This is a genomic window from Caballeronia zhejiangensis, assembly GCF_000698575.1.
Classification (GTDB): domain Bacteria; phylum Pseudomonadota; class Gammaproteobacteria; order Burkholderiales; family Burkholderiaceae; genus Caballeronia; species Caballeronia zhejiangensis.
Genome location: NZ_JFHD01000012.1, coordinates 95,268 through 117,738 on the forward strand (window position 1 = coordinate 95,268; position 22,471 = coordinate 117,738).

The 22,471-nt window shown below is 63.9% G+C and carries 22 protein-coding genes; 13 read left to right on the forward strand and 9 right to left on the reverse strand.

All coding sequences use genetic code 11. The features are described 5' to 3' along the window. Positions 1-156: 156 nt before the first annotated feature. From BG60_RS17245 to BG60_RS17255, 3 genes are read left to right on the forward strand one after another with little or no spacing between them, the layout of a single operon-like run. Positions 157-1,173, forward strand: a complete 1,017-nt coding sequence (locus BG60_RS17245) for an ABC transporter substrate-binding protein (RefSeq protein WP_008347292.1) — start codon at positions 157-159, stop codon at positions 1,171-1,173. 10 nt (positions 1,174-1,183) lie between these two features. After that, positions 1,184-1,972 carry an ABC transporter ATP-binding protein gene (locus BG60_RS17250; RefSeq protein ID WP_008347290.1) on the forward strand — a complete coding sequence of 263 codons (789 nt, stop codon included), beginning with the start codon at positions 1,184-1,186 and terminating at the stop codon, positions 1,970-1,972. 23 nt (positions 1,973-1,995) lie between these two features. After that, positions 1,996-2,856, forward strand: a complete 861-nt coding sequence (locus tag BG60_RS17255) for an ABC transporter permease (RefSeq protein ID WP_008347288.1) — start codon at positions 1,996-1,998, stop codon at positions 2,854-2,856. Between the two features lie 66 nt (positions 2,857-2,922). Here BG60_RS17255 and BG60_RS17260 read toward each other — a convergent pair whose 3' ends face one another. The 3 genes from BG60_RS17260 to BG60_RS17270 all read right to left on the reverse strand — a co-directional run bounded on the left by BG60_RS17260 (position 2,923) and on the right by BG60_RS17270 (position 4,808). Continuing rightward, positions 2,923-3,246, reverse strand: a complete 324-nt coding sequence (locus BG60_RS17260; protein WP_008347287.1) for an outer membrane protein assembly factor BamE — start codon at positions 3,244-3,246, stop codon at positions 2,923-2,925. Positions 3,247-3,310: 64 nt separating this feature from the next. Next, the gene (locus BG60_RS17265; RefSeq protein ID WP_008347285.1) at positions 3,311-4,066 is read right to left on the reverse strand and encodes a phosphatase PAP2 family protein; all 756 of its coding nucleotides are present in this window, start codon (positions 4,064-4,066) and stop codon (positions 3,311-3,313) included. 52 nt (positions 4,067-4,118) lie between these two features. Next, a complete protein-coding gene (locus BG60_RS17270) occupies positions 4,119-4,808 on the reverse strand; it encodes a 4'-phosphopantetheinyl transferase family protein (protein ID WP_085955306.1) in 690 nt (229 codons plus the stop codon). A 248-nt stretch (positions 4,809-5,056) separates the two neighbouring features. On the opposite strand from BG60_RS17270, the gene fae reads away from it, so the two are divergent. The 6 genes from fae (at position 5,057) to BG60_RS17295 (ending at position 10,514) form a co-directional block, all read left to right on the forward strand. Beyond that, the gene (gene fae, locus BG60_RS17275) at positions 5,057-5,566 is read left to right on the forward strand and encodes a formaldehyde-activating enzyme (protein WP_008347281.1); all 510 of its coding nucleotides are present in this window, start codon (positions 5,057-5,059) and stop codon (positions 5,564-5,566) included. Between the two features lie 13 nt (positions 5,567-5,579). Continuing rightward, positions 5,580-6,617, forward strand: a complete 1,038-nt coding sequence (locus BG60_RS17280; RefSeq protein ID WP_008347280.1) for an aldo/keto reductase — start codon at positions 5,580-5,582, stop codon at positions 6,615-6,617. Beyond that, on the forward strand, positions 6,614-8,053 hold the full coding sequence (locus tag BG60_RS17285; RefSeq protein WP_008347278.1) for an NAD-dependent succinate-semialdehyde dehydrogenase: 1,440 nt from the start codon (positions 6,614-6,616) through the stop codon (positions 8,051-8,053). Before BG60_RS17280 ends, BG60_RS17285 begins: the two co-directional genes overlap by 4 nt. A 106-nt stretch (positions 8,054-8,159) precedes the next feature. Further along, positions 8,160-9,530, forward strand: a complete 1,371-nt coding sequence (locus BG60_RS17290) for an MFS transporter (protein WP_008347276.1) — start codon at positions 8,160-8,162, stop codon at positions 9,528-9,530. Between the two features lie 215 nt (positions 9,531-9,745). After that, positions 9,746-10,177, forward strand: coding sequence for a BPSL0067 family protein (locus BG60_RS36930; RefSeq protein ID WP_075583513.1), 432 nt, complete (start codon positions 9,746-9,748; stop codon positions 10,175-10,177). Continuing rightward, entirely contained in the window at positions 10,164-10,514 is a 351-nt protein-coding gene (locus BG60_RS17295) for an STY0301 family protein (RefSeq protein ID WP_008347274.1), read from the forward strand. The genes BG60_RS36930 and BG60_RS17295 overlap by 14 nt, the downstream gene beginning before the upstream one ends. A 22-nt stretch (positions 10,515-10,536) precedes the next feature. Here BG60_RS17295 and BG60_RS17300 read toward each other — a convergent pair whose 3' ends face one another. The 6 genes from BG60_RS17300 to aldA form a co-directional block, all read right to left on the reverse strand. Then, entirely contained in the window at positions 10,537-11,418 is an 882-nt protein-coding gene (locus BG60_RS17300) for a LysR substrate-binding domain-containing protein (protein WP_008347272.1), read from the reverse strand. An 11-nt stretch (positions 11,419-11,429) separates the two neighbouring features. Continuing rightward, positions 11,430-12,350 carry a LysR substrate-binding domain-containing protein gene (locus BG60_RS17305; RefSeq protein ID WP_033535896.1) on the reverse strand — a complete coding sequence of 307 codons (921 nt, stop codon included), beginning with the start codon at positions 12,348-12,350 and terminating at the stop codon, positions 11,430-11,432. A 158-nt stretch (positions 12,351-12,508) separates the two neighbouring features. Continuing rightward, positions 12,509-14,167: a GMC family oxidoreductase gene (locus tag BG60_RS17310; RefSeq protein WP_008347269.1), complete on the reverse strand. Its 1,659-nt coding sequence runs from the start codon at positions 14,165-14,167 to the stop codon at positions 12,509-12,511. 17 nt (positions 14,168-14,184) lie between these two features. Next, entirely contained in the window at positions 14,185-15,402 is a 1,218-nt protein-coding gene (locus BG60_RS17315; RefSeq protein ID WP_008347267.1) for a mandelate racemase/muconate lactonizing enzyme family protein, read from the reverse strand. Further along, complete coding sequence (locus BG60_RS17320; RefSeq protein WP_008347266.1) at positions 15,399-16,703, reverse strand: MFS transporter; 1,305 nt, start codon at positions 16,701-16,703, stop codon at positions 15,399-15,401. Before BG60_RS17320 ends, BG60_RS17315 begins: the two co-directional genes overlap by 4 nt. Before the next feature lie 115 nt (positions 16,704-16,818). After that, the gene (aldA, locus tag BG60_RS17325; RefSeq protein ID WP_008347265.1) at positions 16,819-18,243 is read right to left on the reverse strand and encodes an aldehyde dehydrogenase; all 1,425 of its coding nucleotides are present in this window, start codon (positions 18,241-18,243) and stop codon (positions 16,819-16,821) included. 280 nt (positions 18,244-18,523) lie between these two features. Between aldA and BG60_RS17330 the strand changes: the two genes are divergently transcribed. The 4 genes from BG60_RS17330 to BG60_RS17345 all read left to right on the forward strand — a co-directional run bounded on the left by BG60_RS17330 (position 18,524) and on the right by BG60_RS17345 (position 22,291). Then, positions 18,524-19,669: a porin gene (locus BG60_RS17330; RefSeq protein ID WP_008347263.1), complete on the forward strand. Its 1,146-nt coding sequence runs from the start codon at positions 18,524-18,526 to the stop codon at positions 19,667-19,669. 185 nt (positions 19,670-19,854) lie between these two features. Then, positions 19,855-20,517: a response regulator transcription factor gene (locus tag BG60_RS17335; protein ID WP_008347261.1), complete on the forward strand. Its 663-nt coding sequence runs from the start codon at positions 19,855-19,857 to the stop codon at positions 20,515-20,517. Then, on the forward strand, positions 20,514-21,797 hold the full coding sequence (locus BG60_RS17340; protein WP_008347260.1) for an ATP-binding protein: 1,284 nt from the start codon (positions 20,514-20,516) through the stop codon (positions 21,795-21,797). The genes BG60_RS17335 and BG60_RS17340 overlap by 4 nt, the downstream gene beginning before the upstream one ends. Before the next feature lie 125 nt (positions 21,798-21,922). Beyond that, complete coding sequence (locus tag BG60_RS17345; protein WP_033535897.1) at positions 21,923-22,291, forward strand: hypothetical protein; 369 nt, start codon at positions 21,923-21,925, stop codon at positions 22,289-22,291. The last annotated feature ends 180 nt before the right edge of the window (positions 22,292-22,471 follow it).

The following is a 22,471-nucleotide window of genomic DNA, read 5'->3' on the forward strand; positions in this document are numbered from 1 at the left end:
GTATTGGCTTCGACGAACGGATGAAGCATCGGGTTAACACCCATGATTTCGCATCGTCGCAGAAAGCTGGCAGAAGGTTTCGCGTTCCTATAATCGCCGCACAACTGAAAAAGCGGGCCATTCCCAACTTCACGGCCCACATTAAGGAGACTCCTGATGCGTACTCTGCGCCAGATCGCTGCTGTGTCCGGTATCGCTTTCGCCCTCGCCGCCGCTTCCGTATCCGCTCACGCCGAAAAGATTTCGATCATGGTCGGCGGCGCAACCAAGATCATCTATCTGCCCGCGAAGCTCACCGAGCAACTCGGCTATTTCAAGGACGAAGGGCTCGACGTCGAGATCCTGTCGCAACCCGCGGGCGTCGATGCCGAGAACGAATTGCTGGCCGGCGCGGTGCAAGGCGTCGTCGGCTTCTACGATCACACCATCGATCTGCAAAGCAAGGGCAAGGAAGTCCAGGCGCTCGTGATCTTCGGTCAGGTGCCGGGCGAAGTCGAATTGGTCTCGACGAAGCAGGCCGACAAGATCAAGAGCATGGCCGACGTGAAAGGCAAGACGCTCGGCGTGACCGGCCTCGGCTCGTCGACGAGCTTTCTGACGCAGTATCTCGCGCAGCGCGCGGGCGTCACGTCGAAGGAATACACGCTGCTGCCGGTGGGCGCGGACGCGAGCTTCATCGCAGCGATCAAGCAGGAGCGCATCGATGCGGGCATGACGACCGAGCCGACCGTCTCGCAGTTGCTCAAGACCGGCGAGGCGAAGGTGCTCGTCGACATGCGCACGCTCGAAGGCACGCGCGCCGCGCTCGGCGGCACGTATCCGGCGTCGAGCTTCTACGTGCAGCGCGCGTGGGCCGAAGCGCACAAGCCCGAAGCCGCGAAGCTCGCGCGCGCGTTTGCGAAGACGCTGAATTTCATCGCGACGCATAGCGCCGAAGAAATCACCGAGAAGATGCCGAAGGACTATTACGCGAAGAACAAGGACCTGTACGTGGGCGCGCTGAAAGCCTCGCTGCCGATGTTCACGAAGGACGGCAAGATGCCCGCCGACGGTCCCGAAACCGTTCTGAAGGTGCTCGCCGCGTTCAATCCGTCGGTGAAGGGCAAGCATATCGATCTCGCGCGCACGTATTCGAACGAGTACGTGTCGGGCACGGCGACCGCGTCGAAGTGAGGCTTTCACGATGAATCAATCGAATCAACCCGCGATCGAACTGCGCCACGTATCGTGCCGCTTCATCTCGCCGGACGGCAAGGCGACGGTCGCGCTGCGCGATTTCAGCATGTCGGTCGCGAAGGGCGAATTCGTCGCGATCGTCGGGCCGACCGGCTGCGGCAAATCCACGACGCTCAGCATGATTACCGGTCTGCTCAAGCCGACGACGGGCGAAGTGCGCGTGATGGGCCAGCCGGTCGATGGCATCGATCCCCGCATCGGCTTCGTCTTTCAGGCGGATGCCGTGTTTCCGTGGCGCTCGGTGCTCGACAACGTCGCAGCCGGCCCGCTGTATCGCGGCCGCTCGAAGTCCGCCGCTTACGACGAAGCGCAGTCGTGGCTGCGCCGCGTCGGTCTCGACAAGTTCGGCAAGCACTATCCGCATCAGTTGTCGGGCGGCATGCGAAAGCGCGTCGCGCTCGCGCAGACGTTCATCAACAAGCCCGAAATCCTGTTGATGGACGAGCCGTTCTCCGCGCTCGACATGCAGACGCGCACGCTGATGCAGGACGAATTGCTGCAGCTCTGGTCGGCGAATGCGGGCTCGGTCGTGTTCGTCACGCACGATCTCGAAGAAGCGATCGCGCTCGCGGATCGCGTGTTCGTGCTGACCGCGCGCCCCGCGACGCTCAAGAAGGTCTACGAGATCGACCTGCCGCGTCCGCGCATCACGTCGGAGATTCGCTATCACCCGCGCTTCATCGAAATTTCGCGCGATATCTGGCACGACCTGCGCGAAGAAGTGCAGATCGGTTGAACCCGCCTCAAAGGAACATCACTATGTCCACGCCTCAACAAACGATGCCCTCGGGCATCGATCCCGGCACGCTCGCGCAAGTCGAACGCGAAGCGCAAAAGCGCATCAGGCAGCGCAATGCGCTCGTCATCGGGCTGCGTATCGCGGTGCTCGTGTTCGTGCTCGGCGGCTGGGAACTCTCGGCGCGCCTGCACTGGATCGATCCGTTCTTCTTCTCGATGCCGTCCGCGATCTTCGATCAGATCGTCGAATGGTTCGTCGACGGCACGTCGCAAGGACCGCTGCTCACGCAAGTCTGGGTGACGCTCGAAGAGACGATTCTCGGCTTTCTGATCGGTTCGGCCGGCGGCATTTTCTGCGGCATCGTGTTGGGCCGCAACAAGCTGCTGTCGGATGTGTTCAGCATCTACATCAAGATCGCCAATTCGATTCCGCGCGTCGTGCTCGGCTCGGTGTTCGTGATCGCGCTGGGTCTCGGCATGGCGTCGAAGGTCGCGCTCGCCGTCGTGATGGTGTTTTTCGTCGTGTTCGCGAACGCGTTCCAGGGCGTGCGCGAAGCCGACCGTTACATGATCGCGAACGCGCAGATTCTCGGCGCATCGCGACGCCAGGTGACGACCTCGGTCGTGATTCCGTCGGCGCTTTCGTGGATTCTCGCGAGCCTGCACGTCAGCTTCGGCTTCGCGCTGGTCGGCGCGGTCGTCGGCGAGTTTCTCGGATCGAAGCAGGGCATCGGCTTGCTGATCTCGACCGCGCAGGGCGCGTTCAACGCGAGCGGCGTGTTCGCGGCGATGATCGTGCTCGCGGTCGTCGCGCTCGCGGCGGATTATCTGCTGACGGCGGTCGAGCAGCGTCTGTTGAAGTGGCGGCCGACGGCGAACTGACGCGTCGAATTTCAGGCTCATAAAACGACAAACCCCACGGCGCGTGGGGTTTGTCTTTTCTGGCGTTCAGCGCAGGCCGACTTCCTTCGCCCGCTTGACGTTGCAGCCCGCGTGCTCCGTATAGACCACGCGATTCTGATTGTTGTAATACACGGACCAGCGGTCGGTGCCGTGCTTCTTGAACGCGTATTCGGTGCACAGCGAATGCCACGGTCCCCAGTTTCCGTCAGGCGGGCCGAGGCTGTCCTCGACTTCCGCGCGCGTCATGCCGACCTTCACGCGGCTCATGTATTCCTGCGGATCGGGATCCTTGACGAAGGCCGAACATCCGTTCAGACCGATCAGCACCAGGGCCATGGCCACCGCGCCATACGCTTTCGATTCGAGCATCGTTTCAGCCTCGCAAAAGGTCTGAAACTAACGTCTACGGATGCGCGGAACAATCGAACTAATCCTAAAGCGTCCGGCTACGTCGCCGCACGAATTCCGCCGCGCCGATGCACGCCGCGAGCCACGCGCCGCCCGACGCGAAACCGCCGACCACATCGCCGGGAAAATGCACGCCCATCACCACGCGGCTCACGCCGATCGTCAGCACGATGAAGCACGCGAGCGCGACGATGAGCGGATCGCGGCGCGTCGGCGCGAGGCGCAGCAGCACATAGGCGCACATGCCGTAGCAGACGATCGAGCCGAACGTATGTCCGCTCGGGAACGCGAAGCTTTCGGGCAACGGCACGGTCGCGCCGGTGGGACGGTCGCGGCGCATCATCGACTTGAGCGCCTGATTGAGCAGGCCGCCCGCGCTCGTGACCGCGGCGAAATAGACAGCGAGACCGAAGCGCCGCGTCAGCAGCAGCCACGCGCACATGAGCGCCGACAGCAGCGTGAGGAACCAGGGATCGCCGAGATGCGTGAGCGCGGCGAATCCTCGCGCGGCGAATGCGGGCGTGCCGTCGCGCAGAGCGTCGACCATGCGCTGATCCGCCGATGAAAACGCCGTGCCATGCGCGATGCGCGTCGCGATGGCGATGAACACCGCCGCGCCCGTCGCGCTGACGATGCCCGCCGTAACCGCGACGGCCGCGCCGGAAGCGCGCCGTCCGCGCGCGGCGAAGGCCCACGCGACCGCTGCGAGCGCCGGGCCGGCGAAGAGCGCGATCGCGATGATCGCGGCCGCGTGGCGTTGTGCGAGCGCCGTGTATTCCATGATGTCCTGTTTTCTCCCGATCCCGATCCGTGATTACACGGCGCTCGCGGGCTCAGGACGCGGCTGCGTTGCCCTCCGCTTCGAGCGGCCGTTCCCAGCCGAACGCCTGCACGCGCGCGACGGGCTTGTCCAGGACGAGCACGCCGCAGATGCCGCCGGGCATCGGCAAGGTAAGTCCGTGCCAGTCGGCGTCTGTGTCGGCGTCTGTGTCGCCGCGCTGCGCACGCGACTTGCCGATGCGCGCCGCTTCGTCCCACATCGATTGTCTGGCGGCAGCGTCATGCGCGCCCGTCGATTCGACCGTCAAGCCAAGCCCTATTCTCGCCGATGCCACCGCGACCACGATCCAGATGCCCGAATACGCGACATCGACGTGAACCGGGCCGTCGTCATGCGGATGCGTCACGACGATGCGATCGTCCGGTTCGTCCTCGACGCCCACTTCGTGTGGCTCGCAATGGAACATGTGCGAAAGCACGAGCCGCAGCGTCGCGCGCGCGACGGAAAAGCGCCGCCCGAGCGCGGAATTCGGATGCAGCCGCGTGCGTTTTCGTTCGGCGGGACTGAGCCAGTTCCCGATATTCGATGCCGATGCGAAGCGGAATTCGCTCGGCACCAGCCACAGAAAGACTTCGCCGGGCGCGGGCGCTTCGTGGATCTGCACGCGCGATTTGGCGAGATCGTAGTAGCGCCACGCGACATCGGTGACGGGAAGCGGGGAGATGCGATCGATGGAAGACATGTGCGTCAGCGGACCCGGCGGCGCGCTCACGCCGGAATAATCCGCATTCAGAACAAACTCACATTTTGGGCGTTGGAAGCTTATGGGACGCTTATCCCGCCTACGGGTGATTCCCGAGTTGAGCTTTCATCAATCCGGTCCTCAAAAATCGTCGATTCCTCCCCGCGCGACGCCCGCCGCAGAATGCCTCACATCCACCGCAACGGTGGTTGAACTGCACACATCACGCGGACACAAGGAAGGAGTCAATGGAAAAGAATCTGTTCATCGGCGAAGGCTTCGAAGGGCCGGGCGTCAATCTCGCGCACATCAACGTGCTGGTCGGCCCGCGCAACGGCCCGGCCGGTCAGGCTTTCGCGACCGCGCTCGCGACGCCGTCCGCCGGGCACGCGCCGTTCGTCGTGATCGCGCAGCCGGGCGTGCCGACCAAGCCGCTCACGCTCTATGTCAACAAGGCGCAGATCGACGGCGATTTCCACGGCAACGCGACGTGGGGCGCATCGCAGGCGGGCATCGCGAAGGCGGTCGCCGAATCGCTCGAAAACGGCACGCTGCCGCCGGAAGCGGAGAACGACTGGGTCGTCGTGTCGGCGAACTGGGTCAATCCGAAAACCGACGATCTCGACGCCGTATTCGAGAACAACTATCGCGCGTGCCGTAACGCGATCATCGCCGCGATGGAAGGCCTGCCGCGCAAGGAAGCCGTGTTCAAGGCCGCGCGCGATGTGTCGAATCCGTTCTACACGCCGAAGAAGTAAGGAGTTTTCGACAATGGAATATGTGCGTCTCGGCCAGTCCGGCCTGAAGGTTTCGCGCCTGTGCCTCGGCACGATGAACATGGGCACGCCGCAATGGAAGCCGTGGATTTTCGATGAAGCGCAAAGCGAGCCGATCGTGAAGCACGCGCTCGACCACGGCGTGAACTTCATCGACCTGGCGGATTTCTATTCGACGGGCGTCGGCGAGGAAGTCGTCGGCCGCATTCTGAAGCGGCTCGTTGCGCGCGAGGAAGTCGTCGTGACGACGAAGGTCGGCTACGACATGGCGAGCCATCCGAACGCGGGCGGCCACTCGCGCAAGCACATCATGGACGGCATCGACGGCTCCCTGAAGCGTCTCGGCATGGACTACGTCGATATCTACATGCTGCATTACTTCGACGTGAACACGCCCGTCGAAGAAACGATGCACGCGCTCGACGACATCGTGCGCGCGGGCAAGGCGCGTTACATCGGCGTATCGACGATGTATACGTGGCAGTTCGCCAAGATCATGCAGGCGTGCGAGCGCCACGGCTGGCACAAGCCGATCAACATGCAGTTGCAGTTGAACGTCGCGTATCGCGAGGAAGAGCGCGAGATGATTCCGTACTGCATCGATCAGGGCGTCGGCGTGTCCGTGTTCAGTCCGCTCGCGCGCGGCCTGCTCACATCCGACGCAAAATCCACGCGCAACCAGACCGATTTCTTCACCGCGCAAATGTATGGCGATCGCGCGTCGCAGGACATCGCGGCATCGGTCGCGCGCGTCGCGGCGCGGCGCGGCGTGCCGGCCGCGCAGATCGCGCAGGCGTGGGTGTTGAGCCGTCCCGGGATTGCGTCCATGCTCGTCGGCGCGGATTCGCCGGCGCAATTCGACAGCGCCCTCGCCGCGCTGGACACGAAGCTCGACGACGACGAACTGCACGAGCTGGAGCGCAACTACACGCCGTGCGATCTCATCAACGACTACACGGCGGGGCGGCGCATCGCGCGCGAGGCGCGTGCGGCGCAAGGCGTGTTCGAACAAGCGATGGAGCGCGCGGCATGATCGATCTGATGCGGACGAATCACTACATCGACGGCACATGGCGCGAAAGCGCGAGCACGTATCCCGTGCGCAATCCGGCGACGGGCGAGTCCATCGCGAACGTCGCGCGCGGCGGTCGTGCCGAAGCGCAGCAGGCGATCGATGCCGCGAAGCGCGCCTTCCCCGCATGGCGCGCGCTGACCGCGAAGGAACGCAGCGCGCGCGTGAAGCGTTGGGGCGAACTGATGCTCGCCAATCGCAACACCCTCGCCGAACTGCTGACTCGCGAACAAGGCAAGCCGCTTGCCGAAGCGCTCGGTGAAGTCGCGTACGCGGCGAGTTTCTTCGAATGGTTCGCGGAAGAAGCGAAGCGCAGCTACGGCGACATCATCCCGAGTCCGAAGCCGAACGCGAAGATCGTCGTGACGCGCGAGCCGGTCGGCGTCGTCGCCGCCATCACGCCGTGGAATTTCCCGCTCGCGATGATCACGCGCAAAGCCGGTCCCGCGCTGGCCGCGGGCTGCACGATGGTGCTGAAGCCGTCCGAGGAAACGCCGCTGTCCGCGCTCGCGCTGGCGGTGCTCGCGGAGCAAGCAGGCATTCCGGCAGGCGTGTTCAACGTCGTGTCGGGCGATGCGGTCGCCATCGGCGAGACGCTGACCGCATCGCCCGATGTGCGCAAGCTCTCGTTCACCGGCTCGACGCGCGTCGGCAAGCTGCTCGCGAAGCAATCGGCGGATACCTTGAAGAAGCTGTCGCTGGAACTCGGCGGCAACGCGCCCTTCATCGTGTTCGACGACGCCGATATCGACGCCGCCGTGCAAGGCGCGATCGCGTCGAAGTTCCGCAATACCGGGCAGACGTGCGTGTGCGTGAACCGCTTCTACGTGCAGGACGGCGTCTACGATGCCTTCACGCAAACGCTGACGCGCGCGGTGCACAAGCTGCGCGTCGGCAACGGGCTCGAAGGCGAGTTCGATCAGGGGCCGCTCATCAACGAAGCCGCGCTGACGAAGGTGCAAGCCCATGTCGCCGATGCCGTGAGCAAAGGCGCGAAGGTGCTGACGGGTGGCAAGCCGCACGCGCTCGGCGGCACGTTCTACGAGCCGACGGTGCTCGCGGACGCCACGCCTTCGATGCTCATCGCCGATGAGGAAACCTTCGGTCCGGTCGCCGCGTGCTTCCGCTTCGCGACGGAAGAAGACGTCATCGCCGCTGCGAACGACACGCCGTACGGCCTTTCCGCGTACTTCTACACGCGCGATCTGGGCCGCGCGTGGCGTGTCGCGGAGGCGCTGGAGAGCGGCATGGTCGGCATCAACGAAGGCATCATCTCGACGGAAGTCGCGCCGTTCGGCGGCGTGAAGCAGTCGGGACTGGGCCGCGAAGGTTCCAAGTACGGACTCGATGAATACACGGAACTCAAGTACATGATGATGGCCGGACTCGGCCGCTGAATCATCGCCATACCGCGCATGCACGAAACATAACGCTATCGCGTGCGCGGTTTTCTTGCGGCGTCGATGCGCCGCTCCACTCGAGGTGGAGGAGATACTCTTGGACATGCAAAGCCTGAGCGCGCAGCCGCTCGCCCCGGGCGCCGCCGCGCCCTTCGATACGACGCGCAATCGCGTCGCGCTCGACGATGTGCCGCTGAACCGTTTCCACATCAAGATCGCGGGCCTCACGTTCGGCGCGCACTTCACCGAAGGTTATGCGCTCGGCACGATCGGTTACGCGCTGTCGTCGCTCAACAAACAGATTCCGCTCGACGCGTTCTGGATGGGCCTGCTCGGTTCATCCGCGCTGATCGGCATTTTTCTCGGCAGTCTCGTGTTCGGCTGGCTTTCGGACAAGCTCGGACGTCAGAAGATTTTCCTGTTGAGCTTCATCATCATCACGGCGGCCGCGTTCGCGCAGTTCTATGCGACGACGCCCGCGATGCTCGTCGGCTTGCGCGTGCTGATCGGCTTCGGCATGGGCGGCGATTTCGCGGTCGGTCATGCGATTCTCGCGGAGTTCTCGCCGCGCAAGCATCGCGGCGTGCTGCTCGGCTCGTTCAGCGTGATCTGGACGATCGGCTATGTGATCGCGAACGTGCTCGGCATGCATTACGCCGACGCGACGCCCGATGCGTGGCGCTGGCTGCTGGCCTCCGCCGGCGTGCCGGCGTTTCTGGTGCTCATCATGCGCGTGGGCACGCCGGAATCGCCGCGCTGGCTGCTCGGCAAAGGCCGCGTCGATGAGGCGATGCGCATCGTGCGCAAGCACTTCGGCCCGAACGTCACGCTCGAAGCCGATACGGGCGAGCATTTCGCGGGCAAGGGCGGCTTCGCGCGGCTCTTCAAGCCGGATCTGATTCGCCGCACGATCTTCAATTGCGCGTTTTTCGTGTGCCTCGTGATTCCGTACTTTGCGATCTACACGTTCCTGCCGAGCATTCTCACGGCGATCCGTCTGCCCGAAGGATCGGGCGCCGATCTGCTGCTCAATGGCTTTCTCGTGCTCGGTGCGCTGATCGGCATCTGGCTGACCATCAAGCTGTCGCGGCGCTCGTTCCTGATCGGGTCGTTCGCGGTGTGCTGCCTGTCGCTGTTTGCGTTGAGCGTGCTGCCGTCGTCGGCGAATGTGGGGATGATCGTTGCGTTCGGCGTCTTCACGCTGACGATGTCGGCATTCTCGAATCTCGTCGGCGTGTTTCCGCCGGAGTGCTTTCCGACCGAGGCGCGGGCGTGCGGTGTGGGACTGTCGATCGCGTGCAGCAGGTTGGGATCGGCGGTGGGGACGTTTCTTTTGCCTATCGGGATCGCGCAGGCCGGCGTGCAGATGACGATGCTCGCGCTTGCGGCGGTGTTGCTCGTCGGGATGATCGTGTCGATCGCGTGGGCGCCGGAGACGAAGCATCTGACGTTGAGTGAGGCGAGTGGGGGGTGAGGCCAAGTGCAGTAACGCGCGGCAACGGAAACGTTGCCGCGTTTCATGGCAGATTCGGAATAAACGCGTCGAGGCCGTCCGACATAGTTGTTACCTTTGAGGTGAGCGCCGAGAGGACAAGGCGCGAAGCGGGACGTTGACTCGCGTCATTGCCGACAGAGATTTTCCTGTCATTTGACAGTCTCGTCATTCTGAACATCTCGATCGTTTTCGCCATGAGCTATATCAGTTCAAACTACAAGAACTCACCCTCGGCGCGGCTGAACACTTGGGTATGCGCCCCAGGATCCGCACACGGTCCTTACGACGATGCGCCACCCGATGGTCGCACTGGCCACCCGGACTATTGCGGCGGATGCGTCTCCTATGTCAAGCAAGTATGTCCGTCGCTGCCGGCCACGATTGCATGGAAAAAAGGAGCTGCTGTTAAAAACAACCCGCACATCGTTGAGGGGACCGTCATCGCCACATTCGACAATCACCGACACTTCCACGGGCACGCTGCAATCTATGTCAGTCAGAGTCCCGTCGGCGTAACGGTATATGACCAATACGCGCATCCGCCCAAGCCCATTGGACCGCGCATCTTGCGCTGGGGCCAAGGCTCCGACGTCAACAACGGAGACAAATTCTATGTCGTCGAGTAAGACGCTCGCCTGTCTGACGACATTGCTCCTCGCCGCAAGCGTCAGCGGACTCGCGAAGGCGGAAGCGATCGCGTGTCCTGCGTTGCCGGGCACGCATCTCCAATACGTCGCGGCCTTCGACGGAAAGCCGGAAGAACACGTCCGGCTCATTGCGGATCATGGCGATGCCAAGCGGGGCTATTGGAAACTCGGCTACGTCTACGATCACGGCCGCTCGGTGACCGTTCAGTGCGTCTACGCCAACAAGGAAACGCGGGACTTCACCCTTGAGAAGCGAGTCGATGAGTGCCGATATCGGATCGACGAGCCAGGATCCGCCGAACTCGATTGCACGTAACGCGAAGGCGAAGGCCGCGCACTCAATCCCGCGCCGCCTTCGCTCCCTCCCCGCGCAGCCATTCCGCGAACGCCTGCACGGAATCCGACCCGGCGAACGAAGGCGCGATATCCAGCCAATATCCGTAAGGCCCTGTCGACTCCACCGGCGACAGCAGAACGAGCGACCCGTCATGCAGTTCATCCGCGATCATGTTGCGATCGACGACCGCCAGCCCCGATCCCGCGCGCGCCGCGTGAATCGCCTGATCGAGTGTCGAGAACTCGATGCCGTTCTCGCCGAACGCGCGCGGCAAACCGGCGGCATCGAGCCAGTTGGGCCAGAGCGTGAGCCGCGCATCGTTGTGCAGCACATGCAGCGCGGGCAGCCGCTTCAGCAGCGCTTCGACCGGCTGCCCCGCCAACTTCATCGCGCCGACGAGCACATGCCGCTCGATGAACAGCAGCTCCGACCGATGATCCGCCCGCGCCTCGTATCCGAAGCGAATGCTGCACTGACGGTCTTCGACGGCATCGGTGCGAACGGAGAGATCGATGTCGGGCACGGCGTCCATTAGCGAACCCAGTCGCGGCGAGAGCCAGCGCGTCGCGAAAGTCGGCGGCGCGATCACGGTCAGACGCTTGCGCTCGCTGCGTTGCACGTTGGAAAGCGAACGCGTGACGCGCTCGATCGAATCGAACGCCTCCGACAGGCAAGCAAGCAATTCCGCGCCCTGTTTCGTAAGCCGGATGCCCTTGTGATCGCGATCGAAAAGCTTCGTGCCGAGCGCATCTTCGAGCAGGCGAATTTGACGGCTGACCGCGCCCGGCGTCACGCACAACGCCGCCGCCGACTTGTTGAAGCTCATGTGGCGCGCGCTTTCCTCGAAAAAGCGCAACGCGGTCAGAGATGGCAAGCGCCGCACGGTCGGCTCCCTCAGACGAACGCGCTACGCTTGCCGCCGAGCGCCTGCGTCTGTTTCCCAATCTCGCCGCGCAGCCATTCACGAAACAGCGCGACTTGCGGCGCGTCGTCCTGGCCGGTGCGCGTCACAAGCCAGTAAGACTGATGCCCGTCCACTTCGACATCGACGATCGGCACGAGCGTCCCCTGCCGCAACTCGTGCCCGATCATGTGGCGATCGGCGATGGTGACGCCGAGGCCGTCGGTGGCCGCGCGAATCGCGTTGTCGAGCAGATCGAACTCGTAGCCGCCGCGTGTATCGACATTGTCGATGTTCGCCGCCTTGAGCCAGTGCTGCCACGTCAGATAGCGCTGATCGCTCGCCGCCAGCACATGCAGCAGCGTGAACGCGTTCAGATCGATGCCGGTCGTATCGCACTCGGCGAGCAGCGCGGGCGAGCACACGGCGATATGCCGCTCGTTCATCAGCAACTCATTGTCGAGGCCGTCCCATTCGCCATTGCCGAAGCGGATGGCGCAGTCGAGTGCGCCCGATTCGACGAGATCGTCCTTCAGGCGCGTAGTCAGCGTGATTTCGAGTTCCGGCGCGGCGGCGCGCAGCGATTGCAGCCGCGGCATCAGCCAGCGGCGCGCGAAGGTAGGCGGCGCATTGACGCGCAAGCGCGTCAGATGAGTCTTTTCCTGAATGCTGCGCACCGTGAGTTCGATGCGATCGAACGACATTCTGAGCGCCTGCAGCAAGAGCCGCCCCGTCGCCGACAACTCCAGATAATGATGGCGGCGCAACAGCAGCGGTTCGCCGAGCTGCGTTTCGAGCTGACGCACCTGCCGGCTCACCGCGCTTTGCGTCACATGCAGCATTTCCGCCGCGCGCGTGAAGCTGCCGGTGTGCCCGGCGACTTCGAAAGCCCTGAGCGCATTCAGGGCAGGCATTTTTCGCTTCAATTCCGTCTCCTCTTCCTGGCGTTCGACGGGCGCATTGAACACGTATCCGCGCCGGAACGTATCGCTCTTGGGCGACATTTTACGAATCGAGGCAAATTATGCCGCTTCGGGGCGCGAAGACGTTTCATGTCTCGCGCCCGCGTGCATCACGCGATCGCGGCAGGCTCCGCAGGCGCCGACACCTGTTCGATGACCGTGCGGGCATCGTCGAGAATCATGTCCGCGCCTTTCTCCGCGACCATCATCACCGGCGCGTTGAGATTGCCCGACGTGATGTTCGGAAAGATCGACGCATCGACGATGCGCAGGCCTTGCATGCCATGCACGCGCAGGCGCTCGTCGACGACCGAGGTGCGCGCGTCCGGTCCCATCGCGCAGGAACCGCACAGGTGATAGATCGAGCCCGACTGCTCGCGGAAATACTCGAGCATGTCGGCATCGCTTTCGACTTGCGGTCCCGGCGAAATCTCTTCCGCCGTAATCGCCTGCAGCGCGGCCGAACTCATGATCTTGCGCACGAGCTTGCTGCCCTGCACCGCTTCGCGGATGTCCTTCGGCGTCGTCAGCGCGTTGATGCTGATCTTCGCGGCATCTTCCACGCGGTTCGAAGCGATTTCGATCGATCCGCGGCTCGTCGGACGGCACGGATTGAAGCACAGCAGGAAGCCCGAATACGGCTCGGGTTCGAGCTGCGCCTTGCTGCTCTTCGGAATCCGATAGGAAAGCGGATTGAAATAGAGCTGCAGGTTCGGCTCTTTCTCGTCGTCATCGCCTTTGAAGAAGCCGCCCGACTGGTTCACGCTCATCGAGAGCGGGCCCTTGCGCGATGTCAGATACCGCATCGCCGCCTTGACCTTGCCGAAGAGCGAGGAGAGTTCGTCGTTCAGCGTCGGCACCGTCGCGCGATAGTAGAAGCTCACGCACAAGTGATCCTGCAGATTCTTGCCGACCGCCGGCAACTCGTGCACGACCGGAATGCCGTGGTTCGCGAGCAGCGCCGCGTCGCCGAGACCGGAAAGCTGCATGAGCTTCGGCGTATCGACCGCGCCCGCCGACAGAATCACCTCGCGCTTCGCACGGAACTGCAGCGATTCGCCGTTGCGCGTGGCGATGACGCCGGTCGCGCGCTTGCCGTCGAACGTCACGCGACTCACGCTGACATTGCGCTCCACGCGCAGATTCTTGCGCCCGAGCACCGGATGCAGATACTCGAAGCTGCTCGACGAACGCTCGCCATTGCGCGCGTTGATGTCATACACGGTCGCGCCTTCGTAATCGGGGCCGTTGATGTCGCCGGTCACGGGAAAGCCCGCTTGCCGCGCGCCTTCGAGGAACGTGCCGCAGATCGCGTGCGCGCCCTCTTTCATCGACGAAATGCTGATCTTGCCGTTCGCGCCGTGATACGGCGTGTCGCCGGCCCAGTGCGATTCGAGGCGGCGGAAATACGGCAGCACGTCCCGATAGCCCCAGCCCGCGTTGCCGGCGCGCGCCCAGTCGTCGAAATCGTGCGGCTGGCCGCGCACGTAGATCATCGCGTTGATCGAGCCGGAGCCGCCCTGCACCTTGCCGCGCGGGCAATACAGCGAGCGGTCCTTCAGTTGCGCTTCCGGCTCGCTGTAGTACATCCAGTTGTATTGCGGGTTGTAGTAGGTCTTCGTGAAGCCGACCGGCACCTTGAACCAGAACGAATCGTCCTTGCCGCCCGCTTCGAGCAGCAGCACCGAATGCTCGCCGGACTCGGTGAGACGATTGGCGAGCACGCAGCCCGCCGATCCCGCACCCACGATGATGTAATCGAATTCCATGTTTTCTGCTTTTCCGTTCAGCCCTTGGCGGGCGCGAGATCTTTCACGTCGGCGGGCTTCGCGGCCATCTGCAGATGCAGACGCTCGCCCGTGTACGGCGTATGCGCGCGCACGACGTCCATGTTCAGTTCGACGCCCAGGCCCGGCTCCGTCGACGGAATGATGTAGCCGTCTTCCCAGCGAATCTTCGTCTTGAGCACTTCCGCGTGGAATCCGCCCCACGTCTCGATGCTTTCCTGAATCAGGAAGTTCGGCGAGCACGCGGCGATCTGAATGCTCGCCGCCGCGCCGACCGGACCGTTGTAAAGATGCGGCGCGATCTGCGCGTAGTACACCTCGGCGAGACTCGCGATCTTCTTCGCTTCGAGCAGACCGCCGACGCGTCCCACGTTGAATTGCAGGATCGACGCGGCTTTCGCTTCGAGCAGCTTGAAGAACTCGTACTTCGTCGTGAGGCGCTCGCCGGCCGCGATCGGAATGCTGGTTTTCGCGGCGACTTGCGCCATCGCGTCTTCCTGTCCCGGCGGCACCGGTTCCTCGAACCACAGCGGATCGAACTTCTCGAGGCGCTGCGCAAGACGGATCGCCGACGACGGCACCATCTGACCATGCGTGCCGAACAGCAGATCGGCCTTGCTGCCGACCGCCTCGCGCACCTTGCGGCAGAACGTCTCGCAGCGGTCCATCACTTCGAGCGAAATCTGATGCCCCGAATACGCGGTGTACGGGCCGGCCGGATCGAACTTGACGGCCGTGAAGCCGAGCGCGACGTTGTGCGCGGCGCATTCGGCGGCGAGATCGGGATCGTCGTAGTCGTATTCGCCGCGCGCGTTCTTCGGATAAAGATACGTGTACGAACGCAGACGTTCATGCACGCGTCCGCCGAGCAGTTCGTAGACGGGCTTGCCCGCCGCCTTGCCGATGATGTCCCAGCACGCCATTTCGAGGCCGCTGACGACGCCCATCATCGTGAGATCGGGGCGCTGCGTGAAGCCGCTCGAATACGCCTCGCGATAGAAGCGCTCGACATGATGCGGATCGTGACCGAGCAGATAGCGCTCGAACACGTCTTCGATGATCGGCGCCATCGCTTTCGGATGGAACGTCGCCGAATAAATCTCGCCGACGCCCTCGATGCCGCAGTCCGTGCGCAGCTTCACGAAAATCCAGTACATGCCGCCGATATGCGGCGGCGGCACGGCGACGATATGTGTTTCCAGTGCGGCGATCTTCACTGTTGCGCTCCCAGCTTCCTGAGTCGAAGTTTGAACATGATGGCCGCCACGCCGCCGAGCGCGGACATGAAGGCGATATAACCGAAGTACAGCTGATATCCGTACACGCCCGGATAGTTCTGCGTCAGATAGCCGTTGATGAGCGGCAGCACCGCATCGGGCGAATAGCCGACGACGGACACGAGGCCGATCGCGAGGCCCATCGTTTCGGCGGGCACCTTGCATTGATCGAGCAGCGACCAGTAAAGCCCGCGAATCGCGTACGTCATCACGCCGATGAACAGCACGAGCACCGCGACGAGCACATGGCTCGAAATGCCGGGCGCGGCCATCAGCACGATGAGCGCGGCGGATGCGGAGAAGAGCGCGACGATGAGCACGGTCGTCTTCGAGAAGCGATCGCCGAGAAAGCCGCCGCCGATGCCGCCGATCGGGCGCATCCAGAGTTTCAGCGTCGTGATGAAGCCGGCCAGAACCACCGACAGCCCGATCTCCTTCTCATGCAGATAAGCGGAGAAACTGTAAGTCGACCAGAAGACCTGATAGCCGCAGAAGACGATCGCGGAAAGCAGCGCGAGTTGCGGATTCTTCATCAGCGAGATGAGATCGCGCAGCACATTGCGCTTTTCGCGCTTCGCCGCAGCCGCCGCCTGCGCGCCTTGCGGATCGCGCACGAGGCCGAGCACGACGCCGAGCCCGATGCACAGGAACGCGTACATGTAGACGACGAGCCGGAAGCCCGCGACCGTCGAATCGCCGCGCGTCTGCGTGACCCAGGCGAACAGCCCGATCGCGATGGTCGCGAGCAGCGCTTCGATCAGGCCGCGCCCGCCGTCGAGAAAGCCGAAGAAGCGGCCTTGCTCGTCGGCGGCGGCGATCGTCTGCACGCGCTTGATGATCGCCGCCCAGAACGTGAGGCCGGTCGTCAGGCCCCATCCGCCGAAGATCACGATCAGCGAGGCGAACGACGGCGCGGTGGAATACCACAGCCCGAGCGCGCCCGTTGCGATCAGCGAGAAGCTGATGAGCAGGCGCGGCGCGACGCGATCCGCGAGCCAGCCGCTCGGCAAATAGCACACGAGGAAGATCGTGCCGAGCGCGGAGTAGAGATAGCCGAGTTGCGCTTCGGTGATATGGAAGACTTCGAGCATCGTCGGCTGATACACCTGTCGCAGATACAGAATCGGATAGATGGCGCCGGCGGCGATGACGAGCAGCGCGAGCTGGATATAGCGGTCGGCGCGCGTGCCTTCGCGCGGCGTCGCCACGCTTTGGCCGGATTGAGCGGGATTCGATGACACAGGCGTGCTCCTCGAAGGGCAGCGGCGCGCGGCGTGCGGACGCCGCGCGGCTGGGCCTTCACTATGTTTTTGTGGAGGGTGAGAAAAGGAATGCGGCCGGAAACGGCCGCGAGAATCAGTACTTCATGACGACGAGACGCGTCTGCGTGAACTCGAGCATGCCGTGCTTGCCGTCGTCGCCGCCGATGCCGGAGCGCTTCCAGCCGGCGTGAAAACCTTGATACGGATCGGCGGGCGTGCGGTTGATGTACAACTCGCCCGCTTCGATCGAATTCGCGACCTTCATCGCCGTGCGGTAGTTCTCGGTGTAGAGCACCGACGAAAGGCCGAACTGATGATCGTTCGCCATCGCGATCGCTTCGTCGATCGTCGCGTACTTCAGCACCGCGAGCACCGGGCCGAACGTCTCTTCCTGCACGATTTCCATGTCCTGACGGCAGTTCGACAGCAGCGTCGGCGGATAGAAAAAGCCCTTGCGATCCGGCACTTCGCCGCCGGTTTCCAGCGTGGCGCCCGCTTCGATCGCGCGGCGGACCATCGCGTGAATGCCGTCGCGCGATGCCTTGTTCACGAGCGGACCCATGTGGCTCGCGTCCTCGTAGCGATCGCCGATCGCCTTCGCCTTCATCTGCTCGCGCAGCAGGCCGACGAATTCGTCGTGGATGCGCTCGTGCACATAGACGCGTTCGATCGCCGTGCAAAGCTGACCGCTGTGCGTGAGCTTCGATGCGACGAGTTCGCGCGCGGCCTTCTGCAGATCGGCGTCCGGCTCGACGATCGCGGGCGTCTTGCCGCCCAGTTCCAGCGAAGGTTTAGCGATGTTCGCCTTGCAATATTCGAGCACCTTGCGGCCCGCGTTGACGCTGCCCGTCAAGGTAATCATGCCGACCTTCGGATGCGTGCAGACGACCCCGGCGGTCGCGTGATCCATCGCGAGCACATTGATGACGCCGGCGGGCAAGGCCGCACGCTCGACGGCGCGCGCCAGTTCGAACGCCGACAGCGGCGTGTTGTTGCTCGGACGCACGACGACCGTGTTGCCCGCGATCAGCGCCGGCGCGACCTTGCGCATCAGCGTGTAGATGGGGAAGTTGAACGGGATCAGGCACGCGACAACGCCGATCGGCTCGCGATGCAGCACGAGATTTTCGTTCGGCGTATCGCTCGGAATGACTTCGCCTTCGATGCGGCGCGCCCATTCCGCGTGATAGCGCGTGATCTGCGCGGCGTAGACGGCTTCGTTGGTCGCGTCGAGCAGGCTCTTGCCGGACTCGGCCGCGAGCGCCGCGCCGATATCGGCGGAGGCTTCGACGATGGCATCCGCGAGGCGCTGCATATGCGCGCCGCGCTCCGCGGCAGGCATCGCGCGCCACAGACGTTGCGCGTCGGCGGCCTGATCGACGGCGAGCAGCGCCTGCTCGCGCGACGCATTGTGAACGTGGCCCAGCACCTCTTCGGTCGCGGGATTCAGGACGGCGGTGACGTCATCGCTCACGGGCTCGATGAAACGTCCGTTCACAAAATTGCGTTCTGGCTTCATGTGGCGGTTTCCTTGATCGCTGCGCGCCACGACGCCCGGCCGCCGGGAAATCGGACGACCGCTGCGACAAGGCAACGCATTTGCGGGCCATTCTTTCGTGCCTCGCGCTGCAACGACAAGCGAAGAATTCGCTGGAAAAACATTCAAAAAACTCGCGCTCGCTGTTCGACTAAATCCTTTTGCGGCGTCCCTTTAATCGCGCACAATCCGTCGCTCGCCGTCCTCGCCGAGCCTCATGGCTAGGACTTCTTGACGAATAAGTAAAAGACTTGAGACTTTCATGAGAATCAAAGTAATCGCCCTCGCCTCGCTCGCCTGTATCGTGACTTCAGCTCATGCTCAAAGCAGTGTCACCCTGTTTGGCGTCCTCGATGAAGGCTTCGACTACACGAGCAATGTCGGCGGGAATCGTGTCTATGAGCTGACGAGCGGCTATGCGTCGGGAAGCCGCTGGGGCCTGCGCGGCGTCGAAGATCTGGGCGGCGGCACGAAGGCCGTGTTCCAGCTCGAAAGCGGCATCAATTTGAGCAACGGCGCGGCGGGCCAGGGCGGACGCATGTTCGGGCGGCAGGCCTACGTCGGCGTCACCGATAACCGTCTCGGCTCGGTCACGCTCGGCCGTCAGTACGATTCGGTGGTCGACTATCTCGCGCCGACGACGGCCAACGGCAACTTCGCCGGCTATCTCTTCGCGCATCCGTTCGACAACGACAACACCGACAACTCGTTCCGCGTGAACAACACGGTCAAGTACGCGAGCCCGTCGTTCGGCGGCTTCAGGTTCGGCGGCACGTACAGCTTCAGCAACGACACGAACTTCGCGAACAACCGGCAGTACAGCATCGGCGCGTCGTATGCGAACAGCGGCCTTCTGATCGGCGCGGCTTACTTGCGCGCGGATGGCGTCGGCATGAACCCGAACGGCGCAATCGCCACGAACGACGCGAGCTTCATCGCGCAGCGCATGCAGATTTTCGGCGCGGGCGTGAACTACACGTTCGGCAAGGCGACGGCGGGCTTCGCGTACACGAACTCGAGTTATCGCGATCCGGTGACGAACGGCTATATCGGCGGGTCGCTGGCATCGGCGGGCAACACGCTCAACAACCTGCGCTATCAGAACTTCGAAGTGAACGGGAAGTATCAGTTCACGCCGGCGTTCTTCGTCGGCGGTCAGTACGTCTATTCGATGGAAACGTACGACTCGACCGCCGGCACCGTGAAGCCGCACATCCATTCGGCCGGTCTGATGGCGGATTACTTCCTCTCCAAGCGCACCGATGTGTACGTGCAGGGCGTCTATCAGAAGATCGCGGGCAGTTCGACCGGTTCGGTGATGGATCAGGCGTTCATTCCCGGCACGCAGGGTGTGTCGTCGAATTCGGAGCAGTTCGTCGCGCGCGTCGCGTTGCGGCACGCGTTCTGACGGTCGAATCGATGAAATCGCTGTCCGCGTATTAAACGCGGACAGAAAATTCCTAAGCATTTCCTAAGCTTTCGTCTTCTAATCTTGCGGCTTTCCCGAACGCCAAGACGCCGCAAGATGAATCACACGCTCGCCCCAGCCCCCGCGCGCCGCCGTCGGACGCCATGACTGCCCGGAGACACGCCATGAGGGTATTGCTCGTCGAAGACGATCGCATGATCGGCGAATCGGTTCAGAACGAACTGCGCGACGGCGGCTACGCGGTCGACTGGGTGCGCGACGGCAAGCTCGCGCTCACGACGCTCAACACGCACGTCTACGACGCGATCCTGCTCGATCTCGGCTTGCCCGGCGCCGATGGCTTCGCGGTGCTGCGCGCCGTGCGCAGCGGGGCGAATCACGTGCCGCTCATCATCGTCACCGCGCGCGATTCCGTCGATGAACGCATTCGCGGACTCGACGAAGGCGCCGACGATTACCTCATCAAGCCCTTCGACATCTCCGAGCTCAAAGCGCGCATGCGCGCGGTGATCCGCCGCCGCGGCGGGCAGGCCGCGCCGATCATGTCGAACGGCGTGCTCACGCTCGATCCGGCCACGCGCGAAGCCACCTCCGGCGACATCGCGATCCGACTTTCCAGCCGCGAATTCGCGCTGCTGCAAGCGCTGATGATCCGCCCCGGCGCGATTCTCTCGCGCGCGGAAATCGAAGACCGCATCTACGGCTGGAACGAGGAAGTGGAAAGCAACGCCGTCGAATTCCTGATCCATTCGCTGCGCAAGAAGCTCGGCGCGACGGCCATCAAGAACGTGCGCGGCGTCGGCTGGATGGTCTCGAAGCAGCCATGACGCGTTCGCTTCAGTTCAGGCTGTCGGCCTGGCTGTCGGCGCTGATCGTCGCGATCGCGGCGGCGGGCGGCGTCATCGCGTTCCAGACGGCTTTCCACGAGGCCAACGAATTGCAGGACGGCCAGTTGAAGCAGGTCGCCGCGCTCGTCACGCCGCGCACGCTCGCGACGATGCAGCGTGAAGCGCTCGGCCGCGTCGACGGCGCGGATCCTGAGTCGAAGCTCGTCATCCAGACGATCGGCGAGCGAGCGCCGCTGCCGGTCGCGTCCGATCTGCGCGACGGCCTGCAGAACGCCATCGTCCAAGGCACGCGCTGGCGACTCGTCGTGAAGACGCTCGATGACGGCACGCGCGTCGTGATCGGCCAGCAGACGGCGGGCCGCGACGAGATCGCCCGCAACGGCGCGCTCGCCACCGTGATGCCCTTCGCCGCGCTCGCGCTCGTGCTGCTCGCGGCGCTGCATCTGATCGTGCGCCGCCAGTTCCGGCCGTTGAGCGCGCTGTCGGCGAGTCTCGACACACGGCCCGAACACGATCTCTCCGCGCTTTCCCGCGACGCGCTGCCGAGCGAGATCGCGCCCTTCGTCGTCGCGATCAACCGGCTGCTCGCGCGCGTGGAGGCGTCGGTGGCGCTGCAGCGCCGCTTCGTCGCCGATGCCGCGCATGAACTGCGCTCGCCGCTGACCGCGCTGTCGCTGCAGGCCGAGCGCCTCGACGCCGCCGAGTTGCCCGACAGCGCGCGCGAACGGCTCGACGCGCTGCGGCGCGGCCTTGCGCGCACGCGCTCGCTGCTGCATCAACTGTTGACGCTCGCGCGCCTGCAGCAACGCACCGACGCCGATACCGCGCGTTTGCGCGTGCAGGACGTCTTCCGCAATGTTCTCGAAGATCTGATGCCGCTCGCGGAGACGAAGGACATCGACATCGGCGTATCGACGAGCGACGACGTGTTCATCCACGCGCCGCAAGCCGATCTCACCATCATGGTGAAAAATCTCGTCGACAACGCGATTCGCTATACGCCGGCGGCCGGCCGCGTCGATCTCGCGGCGGGCGTTTCGAATGCGCGGCCGTGGATTCGCGTGGCGGACAGCGGGCCGGGCATCGCGCCCGAGGAACGCGCGCGCGTCTTCGATCCGTTCTATCGCGTGCTCGGCGGCGACGCGAACGGCTCGGGCCTCGGGCTCTCGATCGTCGGCACGATCGCGGCGCGCATCGGCGCGACGATCGAACTCGCGGATGCCGCGCCGCGCGGGCTCGTCGTGACCGTCACGATCTGAAGGCGTCGGCTGCCTGAAGCGACATGCACGACGCGCCGGACCATACGCGCCCGCGCGTGTCCGGCGCACGCGCGGCGTGCTATCGTCGATGCGTCATTCCGACGTGGCATTCCGATGCCGCCATCATGAGTCAAGTGCGCTATCCCCTCGGCCCCGATGACCGCGTGCATCTGCTCTGCTGGCTCACGTGCGGATTGCTCGGCGCGTACTACATCGAAGGCGAATGGCCCGATACGTCGTTTCAGGTGCGCGCCGCGCATCGCTGGCTCGACCGGCATCATCGCGCGGCCGACTGGATCGAGACCGCGCGGCTTTCGGTGGCGGCGCACGCGCTCGCCGCGCGCTTCTCGACGATGCTTGACGCCGACGCCTCGCGCAGCGACATCGAACGCATTCTCGAAGGCGAGGATCTCGACTACGAAAGCGTGCTCGTGCAGCGCATCTATCACGAGTGCTGGATCGAGTTGTCGAGCGGACGAAAGCCGTCGCACTAACGCGTTCCTCCGATCAATTTCCGTGCCGCGCCGCGCGCGTGCCTTGGCGCGTCTCGCGCGCGGGCACGGACATTTTTTTGCGCTGGCGGAATGTGCGGAACCCCACATTGGCGCTCAGGGCGCGGCGATACCATCGGCGCGCCTGCTCGCACGTCGATGTTCGCGCCTCCCGCCGATGTC